At 74.1% G+C, this 15,019-nt stretch carries 15 protein-coding genes; 8 read left to right on the top strand and 7 right to left on the bottom strand.

Annotated elements, in window-relative coordinates:
- Positions 1 to 42 precede the first annotated feature (42 nt).
- A complete protein-coding gene (locus FHU30_RS04600) occupies positions 43 to 186 on the top strand; it encodes a hypothetical protein (protein WP_253871969.1) in 144 nt (47 codons plus the stop codon).
- Here the strand turns inward: FHU30_RS04600 and FHU30_RS04595 are convergent, their stop codons facing one another.
- Both FHU30_RS04595 and FHU30_RS04590 read right to left on the bottom strand, forming a co-directional pair.
- On the bottom strand, positions 187 to 1,242 hold the full coding sequence (locus FHU30_RS04595) for a winged helix DNA-binding domain-containing protein (RefSeq protein ID WP_253871968.1): 1,056 nt from the start codon (positions 1,240 to 1,242) through the stop codon (positions 187 to 189).
- Between the two features lie 42 nt (positions 1,243 to 1,284).
- Positions 1,285 to 3,972 (bottom strand): AAA family ATPase, encoded by a 2,688-nt coding sequence (locus FHU30_RS04590; RefSeq protein ID WP_253871966.1) that lies wholly within the window; start codon positions 3,970 to 3,972, stop codon positions 1,285 to 1,287.
- A 161-nt stretch (positions 3,973 to 4,133) separates the two neighbouring features.
- On the opposite strand from FHU30_RS04590, the gene FHU30_RS04585 reads away from it, so the two are divergent.
- From FHU30_RS04585 to FHU30_RS04570, 4 genes are read left to right on the top strand one after another with little or no spacing between them, the layout of a single operon-like run.
- Positions 4,134 to 5,069: an ABC transporter ATP-binding protein gene (locus FHU30_RS04585; RefSeq protein WP_253871964.1), complete on the top strand. Its 936-nt coding sequence runs from the start codon at positions 4,134 to 4,136 to the stop codon at positions 5,067 to 5,069.
- Positions 5,066 to 5,797 (top strand): ABC transporter permease, encoded by a 732-nt coding sequence (locus FHU30_RS04580; RefSeq protein ID WP_253871962.1) that lies wholly within the window; start codon positions 5,066 to 5,068, stop codon positions 5,795 to 5,797. Before FHU30_RS04585 ends, FHU30_RS04580 begins: the two co-directional genes overlap by 4 nt.
- Positions 5,798 to 5,838: 41 nt before the next feature.
- Positions 5,839 to 7,098, top strand: coding sequence for a sensor histidine kinase (locus FHU30_RS04575; RefSeq protein ID WP_253871960.1), 1,260 nt, complete (start codon positions 5,839 to 5,841; stop codon positions 7,096 to 7,098).
- Between the two features lie 4 nt (positions 7,099 to 7,102).
- Positions 7,103 to 7,708 (top strand): response regulator, encoded by a 606-nt coding sequence (locus FHU30_RS04570; protein WP_253871958.1) that lies wholly within the window; start codon positions 7,103 to 7,105, stop codon positions 7,706 to 7,708.
- 15 nt (positions 7,709 to 7,723) lie between these two features.
- Here the strand turns inward: FHU30_RS04570 and FHU30_RS04565 are convergent, their stop codons facing one another.
- A complete protein-coding gene (locus FHU30_RS04565) occupies positions 7,724 to 8,893 on the bottom strand; it encodes a serine/threonine-protein kinase (RefSeq protein WP_253871957.1) in 1,170 nt (389 codons plus the stop codon).
- A 278-nt stretch (positions 8,894 to 9,171) separates the two neighbouring features.
- Between FHU30_RS04565 and rnhB the strand changes: the two genes are divergently transcribed.
- Both rnhB and FHU30_RS04555 read left to right on the top strand, forming a co-directional pair.
- On the top strand, positions 9,172 to 9,876 hold the full coding sequence (rnhB, locus tag FHU30_RS04560) for a ribonuclease HII (RefSeq protein WP_253873831.1): 705 nt from the start codon (positions 9,172 to 9,174) through the stop codon (positions 9,874 to 9,876).
- Positions 9,877 to 9,939: 63 nt separating this feature from the next.
- A complete protein-coding gene (locus FHU30_RS04555; protein ID WP_253871955.1) occupies positions 9,940 to 10,572 on the top strand; it encodes an HhH-GDP family DNA glycosylase in 633 nt (210 codons plus the stop codon).
- Positions 10,573 to 10,652: 80 nt separating this feature from the next.
- Here FHU30_RS04555 and FHU30_RS04550 read toward each other — a convergent pair whose 3' ends face one another.
- Positions 10,653 to 11,312 (bottom strand): nitroreductase family protein, encoded by a 660-nt coding sequence (locus FHU30_RS04550; RefSeq protein WP_253871953.1) that lies wholly within the window; start codon positions 11,310 to 11,312, stop codon positions 10,653 to 10,655.
- A gap of 67 nt (positions 11,313 to 11,379) precedes the next feature.
- A complete protein-coding gene (gene lplAB, locus FHU30_RS04545) occupies positions 11,380 to 12,429 on the bottom strand; it encodes a lipoate-protein ligase LplAB (RefSeq protein ID WP_253871951.1) in 1,050 nt (349 codons plus the stop codon).
- Positions 12,430 to 12,576: 147 nt separating this feature from the next.
- Here lplAB and FHU30_RS04540 point away from each other — a divergent pair, with 147 nt between their 5' ends.
- On the top strand, positions 12,577 to 13,665 hold the full coding sequence (locus FHU30_RS04540) for a Gfo/Idh/MocA family protein (protein ID WP_253871949.1): 1,089 nt from the start codon (positions 12,577 to 12,579) through the stop codon (positions 13,663 to 13,665).
- A gap of 10 nt (positions 13,666 to 13,675) precedes the next feature.
- On the opposite strand, the gene FHU30_RS04535 is transcribed toward FHU30_RS04540, so the two are convergent.
- Both FHU30_RS04535 and FHU30_RS04530 read right to left on the bottom strand, forming a co-directional pair.
- Positions 13,676 to 14,641, bottom strand: a complete 966-nt coding sequence (locus FHU30_RS04535) for a pirin family protein (protein WP_253871947.1) — start codon at positions 14,639 to 14,641, stop codon at positions 13,676 to 13,678.
- Between the two features lie 101 nt (positions 14,642 to 14,742).
- A partial coding sequence (locus tag FHU30_RS04530) for a DUF4267 domain-containing protein (RefSeq protein WP_253871944.1) occupies positions 14,743 to 15,019 on the bottom strand: 277 nt, incomplete at its 5' end.

The raw sequence follows: 15,019 nt of genomic DNA, 5'->3' as shown, positions 1-15,019 counted from the left end.
CCAAGCCTGGGCATACCAGGTGATCAAGCGCATACTCCGCGTATGGGAGCACTGGTCGTGCTGGCCCTGCTCGTGGTGCTGGCCTGCTGCGCCTACTTCGGCCTCGGAGTCGTCGACTCGCGCGACTCCCAGGACTGGAAACCGTTCGACGGGCCGTCCCGCCGATACCGCGAGGACGGCCGCTGATCAGCCCGCCAGCGCGCGCACGCGATCGAGTTCGGAAGCCAGGTCGGCGGCGGGAACATCGTCCTCGAAGAGCGTGACGTCGAAGGTCGCGGCGTCCCAGACGCCTGCGACGCGGCCTTCGTGGAGGACGACCGGGGAGATCCAGCCCGCCGTTCGGCTGACGGCGCTCCGGTGGGCGGGCGGGACGAGGTGGGCCGAGCCGGTGCCGCCCGCCAGGATGTACTGGTCGAACGGCCCCAGCAGCCGGACGGATGCGGACGGCGCCGTGCCGACCAGGTCATCCAGGTGCTCCCGCACAACGAACATGTGAGTGCCCTCGACATCGACCTCCGCGAGGTCGGCGGACTCGAACCAGGCGCGGACGTCCTTCTTCCGGCTGGCCTTCCGGAGCAGCCAGGCATCGAAGGTGTCAGGCGTGCCAGGCCCGTGCGCACCCAGGAAAGCACGCACGACGGTCCGCCCCGCGTCCTCCAAGGACGGAAGGGACGACGACCAGAGCGGGCGGACGAAGGTGATGCGGTTGCCCTGAGACGGCCCGTGGCACAGGACGCCCTTCCAGGCCAGCGGCTTCAGCACCGTTCCCCACCCCGAGCCGAGGACGTCGGCGAGATGCGTGGAGCCGGTCTCGGCGACGATCGCGGCGACCAGGTCCTCGCGCGTGCGGGGCGCGCCGTCCGCGAGCGCGGTGCGGGCGGCCTCGGCGATCGCCTCGATGTCGGCGGGCGTCGCGCCGAAGTTCTTCTGCCAGCTCGGCTTCTCCCAGTTGCGGGACGCGGCGCATAGCGCGAGGTAGGCGGGAGCGTCGCCGACGGGCAGCAGGTGCAGGGTCCCGCGCATCGCCCAGGTCTTGACGAGCGTTCCGGACGCGACCGCATCGGCGGTTCCGGACGGTTCGCCCTGCCTGATCCGGACGGCGAGGTCGGCGGCCGACGCGACCTGCGCCTGGACGCCCGCCAGCCGCCGCGCGACGTCCGCGGCGGACCCGCCGTCCGGGGCCTCGACGTGCTGCCGGCGCATGCGCCAGGCGAGGGCCTGCGCCCAGGTCACCGTCTCCATACGGACGATCTCACCACATCCGGGACGGCCCGGCGCACGGCCTCACCACATCCGGGACAGTCGCTGGGTCAGCTCCGCGAGGGCGTCGTGCACGTCGTCGGCGGTGAGCGTCGTGAGGTCGGCCGGTGTCGCGGACTCGCCGAGCGCGGCGGCGCGCAGCGCCCGGCACGCGGACGCCTTCTCGTACAGGTTGCGGGCGAAACGGCCGTTACCCAGCTCGTCCACCCGGCCGAGGCCGACCGCGCGCTGGAACACCAAGGCCAGGTCGTCCAGCGCGGTCTCGGCCCACGTGTCGCCGCCCTGGCCGGCGATGAGCTGCGCGATCCGGAGCAGCTCGTCCGGGCCGTAGGACGGGAAGTCCACGCGCTCGTCGAAGCGCGAGGCCAATCCAGGATTGGACGCCAGGAACCGGTCCATGTCGGCCGGATATCCGGCGAGCACCACGACCAGGCGATCCCGGTCGTCCTCGGCGCGCTTCAGCAGCGTCTGGACGGCCTCCGAGCCGAACGCGTCGCCGCCCGAATAGCCCGGGTTGACCAGGGAGTACGCCTCGTCCACGAACAGCACGCCGCCGAGCGCCGAGTCGACGACGCGGTTGGTCTTCAGCGCGGTCGCGCCGAGGTGCTCGCCGACCAGGTCCGCGCGCTGCACCTCCACCACGTCCGGGCGGGTGAGCAGGCCGAGCGCGGCGAAGATCCGGCCGAGCACCCGCGCCACCGTCGTCTTGCCCGTTCCGGGCGGGCCGGTGAACACGAAGTGCCGGGTCGGCGGGCGCGTGACCAGGCCCTGCTCCTGCCGCATCCGCGCCACCTGGAGCTGCGCGGCGATCTGGTGCACCTGCCGCTTCACCGGCGCCAGGCCGATCATCGCGTCGAGGTCGCCGAGCGCCTCCTCCAGCGTCGGGGTCTCGGCGTAGCCGCGGTACCGCTCGGTGAGCTCGGTGAACGCCGCCTCCACGTCCCGCGCGGTGAGCGTGACCAGCTCGTCCGCGGTCGGCATGCCCGGCCCGCCGGTCGGCATGCCCGGCCCGCCGGTCGCCCCGCCGGTCGGCCCGCCGGCGGTGGGCGTCTCGGGTGCCGGCGCGCGATCCCTGACGGTCGCGACGACGCGCACGTCCCGGGCGCGCGCCGCGGCCTCGGTCAGCGACCGGACGAACCGGCCGTTGCCCAGCTCGTCCACGATCCCGCGCCGGTGGACCTCGGCGAACCGCGTCGCGAGCCGGTCTCGCGCGGCGTCGTCGAACCGGTCGTCGCGCTGCCCGACGTGGTACTCGGCGATCTCCAGCAGCTCGTCCGGGCTGTAGGACGGGAAGTGCACGCGGGTGCCGAACCGCGAGGCCAGCCCGGGATTGGAGTCGAGGAACGCGCCCATCCGGTCCTCGTATCCGGCGAGGATCACCACCAGGTTGTCGCGGTCGTCCTCGGCCCGCTTCAGCAGCGTCTGGACGGCCTCGTCGCCGAACCGGTCCGGCTGCCCCTCGGCCGCGTTGGCCAGCGCGTACGCCTCGTCCACGAACAGCACGCCGCCGAGCGCCGCGTCCACCAGCGCGTTCGTCTTGATCGCCGTCGCGCCGAGGTACTCGCCGACCAGGTCCGCGCGGGTCGCCTCGACCACGGTCGCGGACGGCAGCAGGCCGAACGCGTGGAAGATCCGCGCGAGCACCCGGGCGACGGTCGTCTTGCCCGTCCCGGACGGCCCGACGAACACCAGGTGCCGCATCGGCTTCTCGGTCGGCACCCCGGCCGCGGCCCGCAGGTGCGCCGCCTCGATGGACGCCGCGATCGACCTGACCTGCCGCTTCACCGGCGCGAGCCCGATCATCGCCTCCAGCTCGGCGAGCGCCTCGCCGACCGAGGGGGTGTCCGGCTCGTCCGGCCGCGCCTCCGCCGCCGCGCGCTCCTCGTACGCGGCGCGCGTCGCCGCCGGAACGCCGGTGGACGGCGGGACGGCATCGTCCTCAGACGCCGGATCGCCGGGCGGTTCGGCGCTCGCGGGCCGCTTGCCCGGCGCCTTGCCCGTCCGCGAACCCTTACCGTCGGGACGCCCCCCGGGACCGTTAGGCCGTCCATCGGGACGTCCTCCGGAAGCATCAGGCCGACCTCCGGAAACGTCCGGACGGTCGCCGGTGCTGTCGGCGCGGCCTCCGGCCTGCTCCTGGACCCAGCCGGTCTCGTAGGCCTCGGCCGATCCCGTCCGGCGGGCCTGGTCCCAGCGGTAGACCAGGACGGCCAGCGCCGCCACCCACGCTGGACCGGCCGAGAGCCGCGGAACCGAGATCGCCGACCCGGCGGCGACGACACCGGCCGGGACGAGCGAGATGAGGGCCGTCCGCCAGGGCGCATACCCGCGCGAACGAAGCGAACCGATCGCGACGGGCAAGGCGAGCAGCGCCAGCAGCAGCCCTGCGCTCAGGTAGCCGTGCGGGTAGAGCCGTCCGAGCGCCACCGAAGCGGCCAGCCACGCGGCGACCACGGCCGCGACGGCCATTCCCGCAGGTGAGCGCAGCGTCAGGTGCGCCACCACCAGGACGACGACCGCGAACGCGGCGGAGGTCGGCACCGGCAGGTTCAGCACCGCGGCCACCGCGACGGCCGCGGCCAGCAGGACCACCCCGCCCAGGAACCGCACTCCGGGGACCACCTGGAAGTACCGGCAGCGCAGGCGCTCGAAGAGGTCCCGCGCAGCGTTCCCTGCCGCCGGGCGGGAGCCGGAGCCTCCGAACAACGTCATCAATCCGAAGTAAAGCGCAGGAGCTGCCCCAACGGCACCCCTCGACGACAAGCTTCGCCTCACGCGCCGAGCAGTTCTGTGTCAACCGGGACATTTGTACTGCGCTAATGCGGATGTCCGGCTCTGCCTTGAGGGGCGCGCCGATTCCTAGGGTCCTCGGTATGGATGCGGTGGAGTTGCACGGAGTGACCAAGAGTTTCGGGGCGGTGCGCGCGGTCGACGGGATCGACCTGCGGCTGGCGCGGGGACGGACCGTGGCGCTGCTCGGGCCGAACGGCGCGGGCAAGTCGACGGTGATCTCGATGATGCTCGGGCTGCGGGCGCCGGACGCCGGGACCGTCCGGGTGCTCGGCGGGACGCCGGAGCGGGCCGTCCGGGCCGGGCGGATCGGCGCGATGCCGCAGACCGGCCGGCTGATCGGCGGGGTGACGGTGAGGGAGCTGGTCGGGTTCGTCCAGCGGGCCCACGCCGCCGTGGCACGCGGACCGGTGCCGTCGCTGGACGACCTGCTCGGCGTCGCGCGGATCTCCGACCTGGCCGGGCGCCGCGCGGACGCGCTGTCCGGCGGGCAGGCGCAGCGCGTCCGGTTCGCGATGGCGGTCGCGGGGTCGCCGGACCTGATCGTCCTGGACGAGCCGACCGCCGCGCTGGACATCGAGTCGCGGCGGGAGCTGTGGGCCGCGATCCGGACGTGCGCGGACCGCGGCGCGACCGTGCTGTTCTCCACGCACTACCTGGAGGAGGCCGACGCCGAGGCCGACCGGATCGTGGTGGTCGACCGCGGCCGGGTCGTCGCGGACGGCACCAGCGAGGAGATCAAGCGCCGTGTCCCCGGCCGCACCGTCAGCGTGGACGCGCCGACCTCCCTGGACGCGGACCTCTCGGCGCTGCCGGGTGTGGTGAGCAGCGAGGTGGACGCGAGGCGCGTCCGGCTGCACACGACCGACTCCGACGCGACCGTGCTGGCGCTCGCCGCCGCCGGGGCCGTCCGGAACCTGGAGGTCTCCGGCGCGAGCCTCGAAGAGGCGTTCCTGTCCCTGACCCATGCCGAACCGGCCCTTGTTGCGCCGATCCAGGCCGAGGAGGCCGTCCGATGATCCTGTTCCACTACGTCCGGCTGGAGATGCTGCGGCTGCTGCGCGACCCCGGCTACCTGATCATGACGCTGGTGTCGCCGCTGACGATGTACCTGGTCTTCACGAACCTGGACCTCGGCACCGGGAAGGGCGCGGACGGCGCGGTGTACTCGATGGTGGGGATGGCCGGGTTCGGGGCGATCGGCGCGGTGATGACGAACGGCGTCTCGATCGCCGAGGACAAGCCGCTCGGCTGGATCCGGCAGCTGCGGCTGCTGCCGCTCGGGCCGTCCCAGGCGGTGATCGGGCGGGCGGTGTGCGCGATGGTCGCGGCGCTGCCGCCGATCGTCGCGGTCTGCGCGGCGGGCGGCCTGGTGGACGGCGTCGCCCTGTCGCCGGGGCGCTGGGTCGCGGTGTTCCTGCTGCTGTGGCTGGGGATCGCACCGCTCGCCGTGCTGGGCGTCGGGTTCGGCTACCTGCTGACGGCGCAGAAGGCGCAGATGGCGGCGCTGGTGTTCTACATGGGCCTGTCGATGCTCGGCGGGCTGTGGTTCCCGATCGGCAAGATGCCGTCCTGGCTGGCGGACGTCGCGCGGATCACGCCGGTGAACCGGTACGGCGAGCTGTCCTGGAACGTCGCGGGCGGCCACGCGCCGACGCTCGTGGGAGTCGGGGTGCTGAGCGCGTGGGCGGTGGCGTTCACGGTGTTCTCGGTGGTCGGCTACCGGCGCGCGGCGCAGGCGCTCTGAGCAGGCCGTACGGTATTCGGCGTGCGAAGAGTGAGCAGCGGATGAAGCGGTTCCCGGAGGCGCGGGCCTCCCGGCCGGTGCGGGTCTCCCCGTTGGTGCGGGTCTCCCGGTTGGTGCGGGGGCGCGTCCCCCGCCGGCCGCCCGTGGACCTGGAGAAGGTCGACCAGAAGGGCCCGTCCCCGTGGGCGTTCCTCTTCTGGGGGGTCATCGCCTGGTGGCCGTTCCAGGACGTGGTGACCGGTTCGGCGCACCCCCTGTGGCTGGCCGCGCCGGTGCTGGTGCTCTTCGTGGCCGGGTACGCCGGGACGGTCCTCGCGGCGTTCGACGCGCGCGTCCCGATGCGGCTGCCGGTCGCCGGGGTGGTCGTGCTCACCGCGCTGGCGGTGACGGCGACGGTCCGGCTCGGCCCGGAGTGGTTCGTGTTCTTCCCGCTGTCCGGGCTGGCCGCCGGGACGGTCGCCGGGCACCTGCCGAGCGCGTCGCCGCGTCCGGAGTACGGGCTGCTGCTCCTGGTCGGCGGGGTGTCCACGGCGGCCGGGCTGACGATCTGGCTGGCCGGGCTGAGGGGCGGCGCGCTGCAGAGCATCCTGTGGGGGACGATCACGGCGGGCACGGTCACCGCGATCGTGATCCGGCTGTTCTCGGTGATCGCGCTGCTGCGGGAGGTGCGCGAGGAGCTGGCGCACGCGGCGGTCGCCGAGGAGCGGCTGCGGTTCTCCCGGGACCTGCACGACCTGCTCGGGCACACGCTGTCGCTGATGGTGGTGAAGGCGCAGGCCGTCCGGCGGCTCGCCGAGCGGGACCCGGCGCGCGCCGCCGAGCAGGCCGCCGACATCGAGCAGGTCGGGCGGCAGGCGCTCACCGAGGTCCGGCAGGCGGTCAGCGGGTACCGGGGGCGGGGCCTGGCGGCCGAGCTGGACCGGGCCCGGACGGCGCTCGCGGACGCGGGCGTCGAGGCGGTCGTCCGGCGGTCCGGCGGGCCGCTGCCTCCGGAGCCGGACGCGCTGCTCGGATGGGTCGTCCGGGAGGGCGTCACCAACGTGATCCGGCACAGCGGCGCGGGCCGGTGCGTGATCACGGTCCGGAACGAGGGGTCGGCGGCGTCCGTGGAGATCGCCGACAACGGCCGGGCCGCGGCGTCCGGCGGACTGGTTGCTGAGGCCGGGCCGGTGTCCGGCGGGAACGGGCTGGCGGGGCTCGGCGAGCGGGTCGGGTCGGCGGGCGGGACGCTCAAGGCGTCGCCGTCGCCGTCGGGGTTCGTCCTGGCCGCGTCGGTGCCGGTCGCGGCGGGTGGAGAATGACCCGGTGATCAGAGTGCTGCTCGCCGAGGACCAGGGCATGATGCGGGGCGCGCTCGCGCTGCTCCTCGACCTGGAGGACGACATCGAGGTCGTCGCCCAGGTCGCGGACGGCGCGGAGGTGCTGCCCGCGGCCCTGGAGACCCGGCCGGACGTCGCCGTCCTGGACATCGAGATGCCGAACCGCACCGGCCTGGACGTCGCGGCCGACCTGCGCCGCGACCTGCCGGACTGCCGGGTGCTGATCGTCACGACCTTCGGCCGCCCCGGCTACCTGCGCCGGGCGATGGAGGCGGGCGCGCGCGGCTTCCTGGTCAAGGACGGCCCGATCGAGGACCTGGTCGCCGCGATCCGCCGCGTCCTCGCCGGGGAGCAGGTCGTGGACCCGGCGCTCGCCACGGCCGCGCTGTCGGTCGGGCCGAACCCGCTGACCGACCGGGAGCGGGACGTGCTGGCCGCGGCGGCGGACGGCGCGACCGTCGCCGACATCGCGGGCCGCCTGCACCTGTCGGAGAGCACCGTCCGCAACTACCTGTCGTCCGCGATCGGCAAGACCGGCGCGCGCAACCGCATCGAGGCCGTGGGCGCCGCCCGCCAGAACGGCTGGCTCTGACGGCCCGTCCGCGGCTCACCCCCAGCAGATCGTGAGGGTGCGGGAGTTGCGCTCGCCGGTGAGGGTGACGGTGTCGCATCCCGTCGCGGGCGCGGCCGGACGCTCGTCCACCGTGATCTCCGAGCGCTCCTCGGCGGCCAGGTCCCCGGCGGCCGGCGCGCTGAGGTAGGGCCCGGTACTGGACGTCCAGTGCACCGGCCCGCCCTCGGCCCAGATCCGGAACGAGTGGCTCGACCAGTTCCCGGCGAGCTGCACTCCGCCCCGCTCCGTCCAGAGCATCCCCGCCTGCGGGGACGAGCCGGACGGCGAGGACGACGCCGGCGACGCGCTGCTCGAAGGATGCCTACCGGTCGAGGGCTTGCCACGCGCCGACGCCTTCCCCGGCGACGTCGCCGTCCCGAAGACGCTCGGCGGGTCTCCGGCGCCGTCCGGCGAATGCTCGCGCGCCGCGCTCGCCACCGCGTGCGGCTTCACCACCCGCTCGGACGTCGTCGGCGCGATCAGCCGCGGCATCGCCGCACGCGGCGCCTGCACCCCGTGCCCCAACACCATCGGCGCGGAGAGCAGCCCTGCAAGCACCAGCGTCGCGCCGTAGGCGAAGACGTCCATGGCGAGGTCGGCGGTGTCGCCGTTGAGCTGCTCGGGCGACATGAAGGCGGGCGTGCCGACCGGGCGCCCGCCGGTCTGGGTGGGGGTGACGTCGAGCGCGCGGGCCAGGCCGAAGTCCACGACGCGCGGGCCGTCCGGGCCGAGGAGGACGTTGGCGGGCTTGAAGTCGCGGTGCACGATCCCGGCGGTGTGGATGGCGGCGAGCGCGGTCGCCATGCCGATCGCGAGCCGTTCCAGCTCCGCCCCGGCGAGCGGGCCGCGCGCCGTCACCAGGTGCCGCAGCGACGGACCGGCGACGTACTCGGTGACCACGTACGGCTGGTCCCCGGCGACGTTGACCTCAAGGATCTCCGCGGTGCAGAAGCGGGCGACCCGCCGCGCCGCCGCGGCCTCGGCGACGAACCTCGCCCGGACGGCCGGGTCCTCGGTGAGGCCGGGGTGCAGCAGCTTGACCGCGACCCGCCGCCCCGGCGCGGACCGGCCGAGGTACACCACTCCCTGCCCGCCCACTCCCAGGCGTCCGAGGAGGTCGTAGCCTCCCAGGCGGCGCGGGTCCCCCGACCGCAGAGCCTCCATGCCGACCACCCCTGAAGCGGCGGAGTCCTGTTGCGCCGGATGCTACTCCTCACCGGGCATAAGGGAACTCCCTCCGAGGCTCCAGGACCGGACACCCCAGCGCGTTGGCCGATCCCCGGCGGGACGGGGCCGTACGATCGTGGACGCCGCAGGGGTGTCGACGTTCGGGAGGATCCGTGTCCGGTGGTGAGGCCGTTTCCGGCGAGGCCGAGGCCGATGTCGCGCTGCCCGGGTTCGATCCCGGCGTGCCCGAGGCGTCCGGCGCGCGGCCGTCCCGGGTGGCCGGGTACGAGATCGAGCACGAGCTGCGCGAGCTGACCGGCCGTCCGGTGCGGATCGCCGGGGTGGACGAGGTCGGACGCGGCGCCTGGGCCGGGCCGGTCGTGGTCTGCGCGGCCGTCACCGACCTTTCGGACCCGCCGGAACTGCCCGGACGCGGCAGCCGGACGGTCCGGCTCACCGACTCCAAGCTGCTCACCAAGCGGCACCGGGAGGCGTTCGCCGAGATCCTGCCGGACTGGCTGGACGGGCACGCGATCGGCGCGGCGTCCCCCGCGGAGATCGACGAGATCGGCATGACGGCGGCGCTGCGGCGGGCGGCCGTCCGGGCGCTGTCGGCGCTGCCCGAACCGCCCGACCTGGTGCTCCTGGACGGCGACGCCGACTACGTCCGGGACCCGCGCTGGCGGGTCCGCTGCGAGGTCAAGGCCGACCAGCGCTCGATCACCGTCGCCGCCGCGTCCGTCCTGGCGAAGGTGCATCGGGACGGCCTGATGGCCGCGCTTGACGGCGGCTTCCCCGGGTACGGCTTCGCCGACGCCGCCGGCTACCCGTCGCCGGTCCACCAGAAGGCGCTGGAGGAGCACGGCCCGACCCCGCATCACCGGATGTCCTGGTCGTACCTGGACGACCTCCCCCGCTGGCGCCACCTGAAGCGCTACCGCGACCCGCTGGCCGGCGAGGGCCAGCTCAGCCTGCTCTGATCGCCCCCGGCAGGCGTCAACCGCCCGCTCCTGGGTAAAGCGCGGATGACGGGAGGTGCGTTGATGGACGCTGTCGTGAAGAGGCTGTTGCGTGAGGCGGGCCGGACCTACGCCGAGGAGGTGGGCATCCCGCTGAAGGACCAGCCGGCCGCGCTGTTCAAGCTGCTCGTGCTGGCCAACCTGCTCAGCGCCCGGATCGGCTCGGAGATCGCGATGGACGCGGCCCGCGAGCTGTTCGAGGCGGGCGGCGGGACGGCGCGGGGCATGGCACGGCTGACCTGGCAGCAGCGGGTGGACGCGCTCGGGCGCGGCCACTACGTCCGCTACGACGAGAGCACCTCGACGCGCCTCGGCGAGATGGCCGACATCGTCCAGGACAAGTACGGCGGCGACCTGCGGCGGCTGCCCATCGAGGCGGAACGCGACACCAAGCGCGCCGCCGAGCTGCTGAAGGAGTTCCCGGGGATCGGCCCGACCGGCGTGGACATCTTCTGCCGCGAAGCCCAGCAGATGTGGCCGTGGCTACGCCCCTACATGGACGCGCAGGCTCTCAAGGGCGCCGAACGCCTCGGCCTCACCACCGACCCGAAGCGCTTGGCGGACGAGGTCCCCGACAAGGAACTCGCGCGCTTCACCTCGGCGCTCGTCCGCGTGGCGCGGGACAAGAAGCTCGCCGAATCCGTCCTCAAAGCCTGACCGGCGGTAGGGACGCGGCCGGGGACAACCCGGCCGCGTCCCTACCGCATTCAGGGCCGCTGTCACGTTCAGGGCCGGTGTCAGAGGTGGATGACGGTCTCGTCGAGCGGCTTCTTGGTGATGTCGGGGACCATCGCCGCGTCCGCCGGGTAGCCGACCGGGACGACCACGTACGCGCGTTCCTCCTGCGGACGCTCGCACACCTCGTTCAGGAACTTCATCGGGCTCGGCGTGTGCGTGAGCGTGGCGAGGCCCGCCTGATGCAATGCGGCCAGCAGGAACCCGACCGCGATCCCGACCGATTCCTTCACGTAGTACGGACGCGGCGAATGCGGTCCCTTGTGCACCTCGAAGACGACGATGACGGTCGGGGCGTCCTCAAGGAAGGGCTTGCGCCAGTCGGTGCCGAGCGGCGCCAGCGCCTCCAGCCATTCGGGGGACGCGCGGCGCTCGTAGAACTCGCGCTCCTCGGCCTCGGCGGCCTCGCGGAGCCTGCGCTTGCGGTCCGGGTCAGTGATGACGACGAACCGCCAGGGCTGCACGTTCGCGCCACTCGGCGCGGTGGCCGCCGCGCGCAGCGCGTGGTCGACCACCTCGCGCGGCACGGGATCGGGCGCGAAGTCCCGGACCGTCCGGCGCAGCGTCATGGTGTCGGCGAACGCCCGCGCGCGCTCGACGGCCTGGCCGGCGGGCACGTCGAACCGGGGCGCGGGGACGACCGGGTACGGGTACTGGCTCATGCCCTCGTTCTAACCGTCCGGCCGTCCCGCCCACAACGGCAAGATCTGCCACGCGGCGACCAGTCCGTCAGGGGACGCGGGCCGTCCATTCGGGGGTGCTGAACTTCTCGGCCACGTACTTGTCGGCGAGGATGCGCTCGTCGTCGGTCAGGGCGTCCGGGGTGAGGCCGTAGCGGGTGCGGAAGTGCGCGACCATCCGGCGGATGATCTCGTCGCGGGCCAGGCCGGTCTGCCGCCGCAGCGGGTCGACGCGCTTCTTCGCGCTGGTGGTGCCCTTGTCGGACAGCTTCTCGCGGCCGATCCGCAGCACGCTGAGCATCTTGTCCACGTCGATGTCGTAGGACATCGTCACGTGGTGCAGGACGGCGCCGCTCGCGAGCCGCTTCTGCGCGGCGCCCGCGATCTTGCCCTGGTCGGAGGTGATGTCGTTGAGCGGCTGGTACCAGGCGCGGACGCCCAGCTCGGCGAGCGCGCCGAGCACCCAGTCGTCGAGGAAGGCGTAGCTCTCGGCGAACGACATGCCCGCGACCAGCGACTCCGGCGCGTACAGGGAGTAGGTGATGGTGTTGCCGGGCTCGACGAACATCGCGCCGCCGCCGCTGATCCGGCGCACGACCTCGACGTCCAGCGCGGACGCGGCATCGCCGTCCACCTCGTTGCGCAGCGACTGGAAGCTGCCGATGACCACGGCGGACGCGCCCCACTCCCAGATCCGCAGCGTCGGCGGGCGGCGGCCGGCGCCGACCTCCTCCGCGAGCACCTGGTCGATCGCCATGTGCAGCGCGGGCGGCTGCGGCCCCTCGTGGACGAGCCGCCAGTCGTGGTCGCGCCAGTCGGACGCCCGCGACACCGCCCGCCGGACGGCGATCCCGACCGCCTCGGCGGTGAGGCCCAGCATGACCGTGCCCGGCGGCAGCCCGGCCTGGACGCGGGCGGCGAGGTCGCGCGCCTCCAGCCCGGCGGGCAGCCCGTCGAGCGCGCGGTCGATCGCGTCGAGCGCCTCGTCGGGTTCGAGGAAGAAGTCGCCGCTGATCCGGGGGGCGCGGAGCAGGCCGTCGACGACGTCCACGTCGGCGACGACGAGCTTCCCGCCGGGCACCTTGTACTCGCCATGCATCACACCGGACTCAACCGCGGCCGCGGACCGGGGATTCCGGATCTAAGCGGACTTCGCCCGTCCGGATTAAGTGGACAGCCCGCGTCCGTTTGAGCTACGGTCGGGACATCCGGACGACCCGCGTCCGCTTCTTGAACGGAGATCACCATGTCCGCGATCCGCGTCGGCATCATCGGGGCCAACCCGGACCAGGGCTGGGCGTCGCGCGCCCACGTCCCGGCGCTGCGCGCGCTGGACGGCTTCGAGATCACGGCCGTCGGCACCCGGCGCGAGGAGAGCGCCCGCGAGGCCGCCCGCCGCTACGGCGTCCCGCACCACTTCACCGACCCGCGCGCGCTCGCCGCGCACCCGGACGTCGACCTCGTCGCGATCACGGTGAAGGTCCCTGCGCACGACGAGCTGATCCGCGCCGCGCTGGACGCGGGCAAGCACGTCTTCTCCGAATGGCCGCTCACCCGGACGACCGCGGAGGCCGAGGCCGTGGCCAAGCTGGCGGCCGGCGCCGGGGTCCGGACCGCCGTCGGCCTCCAGGCCCGGTTCGCACCCGCCGCTGTCCGCGCGCGCCAGCTGCTCGCGGACGGCCACATCGGCCGCGTGACCTCGGTGAACGTGCACGCCGGGCTCTTCAAGGGCGCGGACGGCACGCTGCCCGGCTGGTCGTCCTACACCGCGGACGTGCGGAACGCCGCGGGCACGCTGGAGGTCGGCGGCGGCCACCACCTGGACCTGGTCCGGCACCTGGTCGGGCCGATCGCGGAGCTGTCGGCGACGACCGCCGTCCAGCGCGTCCACTACACGGTCGCGGAGACGGGCGAGCCCGTCGAGGCGGACAGCCCCGACCAGATCGCGCTGGCCGGGACGCTCGCGTCCGGCGCGACGCTCTCCGCGCACGTCCACTACGCCAAGCGCACCGCGCCCGGCACCCGCATCGAGATCGCCGGGACCGAGGGCGACCTCACGCTGGTCTCGCGCGGCGGGTACGGCGTCCAGATCGACGATCTCGTCCTGCTGGGGAACCGCGAGACCGGCGGCGAGCCGCAGGTGCTCGACCTCCCGGACGAGGCGCTCCCGCCGTCGCTGCGCGGCACGGAGGCCGCGAACGTGGCGCGCGTCTACCAGGCGTTCGCCGGCTCCCCCGCGTCCGTCCCCTCGTTCGAGGAGGCGCTGGACCTGCACCGGCTCCTCGACGTCGTCCGCGCCTCCGCCGAGACCGGCACCCGCCTCCCGGCCGCCTGACCGCCCGGCCTCAGCGGGTGCGGCCGCGGGGTTTCAGGGGGAGCTTGGGCAGCGCCGGCGCGGGGATGGGGCCGCCGTCGTAGCCGTGGACGGTCCCGAACCGGTCGCCGTTCATCCAGTCGGCGCGGGCCTGGGTGATCTCGTCGCCGGACCGCCCGACGAAGTTCCACCACATGACCAGCCGCTCCTCGAACGGCTCGCCGCCGAGCAGCATCAGCGAACCGCCGCCGTCCGCGCGGACGGGCAGCTCGCGGCGCCCGCAGCCGAGGTAGAGCATCGACCCGGGGTCGAGCGGCACGCCGTCCACGACGTTCCGCCCGGACATGGTCAGCACGGCGTACTCGAAGTCGGGTTCGAGCGGGAGGCGCGCGTCCGCGCCGTCCGCGACCTCGATGTCCGCGCCGACGATCGGCGTGTGGACGCGGGCGGGCGACGCGGTCCCGGCCAGCTCGCCGAGCAGCACGGTCGCGGTCAGCCCGGGCGCCGCCGCGACGGGCAGGTCGGCGTGGAACTCCCAGCTCGGGTCGGTGTTGCGCGCCGCGCCGGGCAGCGCCACCCACAGCTGCGCGCCGTGCAGCACCGGGCCGTGCCCGCGCGGCGACTCCTCCGAGTGGGAGATCGCCCGTCCGGACGTCATCAGCCCGAGCTGGCGCGGCCGGATGGTCTGGAGGCTGCCGAGGCTGTCGCGGTGCAGCACCTCCCCCGCGTGCAGCCAGCTCACGGTCTGCAACCCCATGTGCGGGTGCGGCGGCACCTGCATGCCGGGTTCGCGCGCGATGTCGTCCGGGCCGTAGTTGTCCACGAAGCACCAGGCGCCGACCATCCGCCGGCCGAGCGTCGGGAGCAGCCGCCGCACCTCGGTGCCCGCTCCGAGCGAGACCGTCCGGGACTTGAGCAGCTCCCGGACCGGTCCGCCCGCCACGTCGTCCCGTCCGCCGCACGCCACGGCCTCCGGCCGCGTCTGTAGATCACTCACCGCGCTCCCCTCCGTCCCCACCAGCCTGCCACCGTCCCGGACGCACCCGAGCCCCGCCCTCGTGTCGCGAGGGTCGGGGCGCGCGCGGTGTCGAGCGGAGGTCAGGCGGCGGACCGCTTCTGGGCGCGGTCGTCGCGGGCCACGCGGACGAACTGGAGGACGACGCCGACGACCATCAGCGTGGCGGCGGATCCGTGCACGGCGTAGGCGTAGCCGAACGAGCTGCCGTGCGTCATGACCGTGAACATGTCGCCGAGCGGGATCAGCACGTCGAACAGCATCACCCAGGCCAGCGCGCGGTGCTGGCGGAGCGCGAGCAGCGCGAACACGACCCCGGCCGCCGCCAGGTCGCGGAACCCCTTGACGTCGAAGTAGCCG

Origin of the sequence: Actinomadura rupiterrae (assembly GCF_024172125.1) — a bacterium.
GTDB lineage: Bacteria > Actinomycetota > Actinomycetes > Streptosporangiales > Streptosporangiaceae > Spirillospora > Spirillospora rupiterrae.
The sequence above is the reverse complement of the archived record's forward strand: the minus strand, read 5'-3'. Positions and strand labels throughout refer to the sequence as shown.

What these genes read in the sequence shown, in the direction of transcription:
- FHU30_RS04595 (WP_253871968.1), bottom strand. Translation starts at nt 1,242, where the DNA reads ATGGAGACGGTGACCTGGGCGCAGGCCCTCGCCTGGCGCATGCGCCGG.
- FHU30_RS04600 (WP_253871969.1), top strand. Translation starts at nt 43, where the DNA reads ATGGGAGCACTGGTCGTGCTGGCCCTGCTCGTGGTGCTGGCCTGCTGC.
- FHU30_RS04590 (WP_253871966.1), bottom strand. Translation starts at nt 3,972, where the DNA reads ATGACGTTGTTCGGAGGCTCCGGCTCCCGCCCGGCGGCAGGGAACGCT.
- FHU30_RS04540 (WP_253871949.1), top strand. Translation starts at nt 12,577, where the DNA reads ATGTCCGCGATCCGCGTCGGCATCATCGGGGCCAACCCGGACCAGGGC.
- FHU30_RS04565 (WP_253871957.1), bottom strand. Translation starts at nt 8,893, where the DNA reads ATGGAGGCTCTGCGGTCGGGGGACCCGCGCCGCCTGGGAGGCTACGAC.
- FHU30_RS04580 (WP_253871962.1), top strand. Translation starts at nt 5,066, where the DNA reads ATGATCCTGTTCCACTACGTCCGGCTGGAGATGCTGCGGCTGCTGCGC.
- FHU30_RS04555 (WP_253871955.1), top strand. Translation starts at nt 9,940, where the DNA reads ATGGACGCTGTCGTGAAGAGGCTGTTGCGTGAGGCGGGCCGGACCTAC.
- FHU30_RS04585 (WP_253871964.1), top strand. Translation starts at nt 4,134, where the DNA reads ATGGATGCGGTGGAGTTGCACGGAGTGACCAAGAGTTTCGGGGCGGTG.
- FHU30_RS04550 (WP_253871953.1), bottom strand. Translation starts at nt 11,312, where the DNA reads ATGAGCCAGTACCCGTACCCGGTCGTCCCCGCGCCCCGGTTCGACGTG.
- lplAB (WP_253871951.1), bottom strand. Translation starts at nt 12,429, where the DNA reads ATGCATGGCGAGTACAAGGTGCCCGGCGGGAAGCTCGTCGTCGCCGAC.
- FHU30_RS04575 (WP_253871960.1), top strand. Translation starts at nt 5,839, where the DNA reads ATGAAGCGGTTCCCGGAGGCGCGGGCCTCCCGGCCGGTGCGGGTCTCC.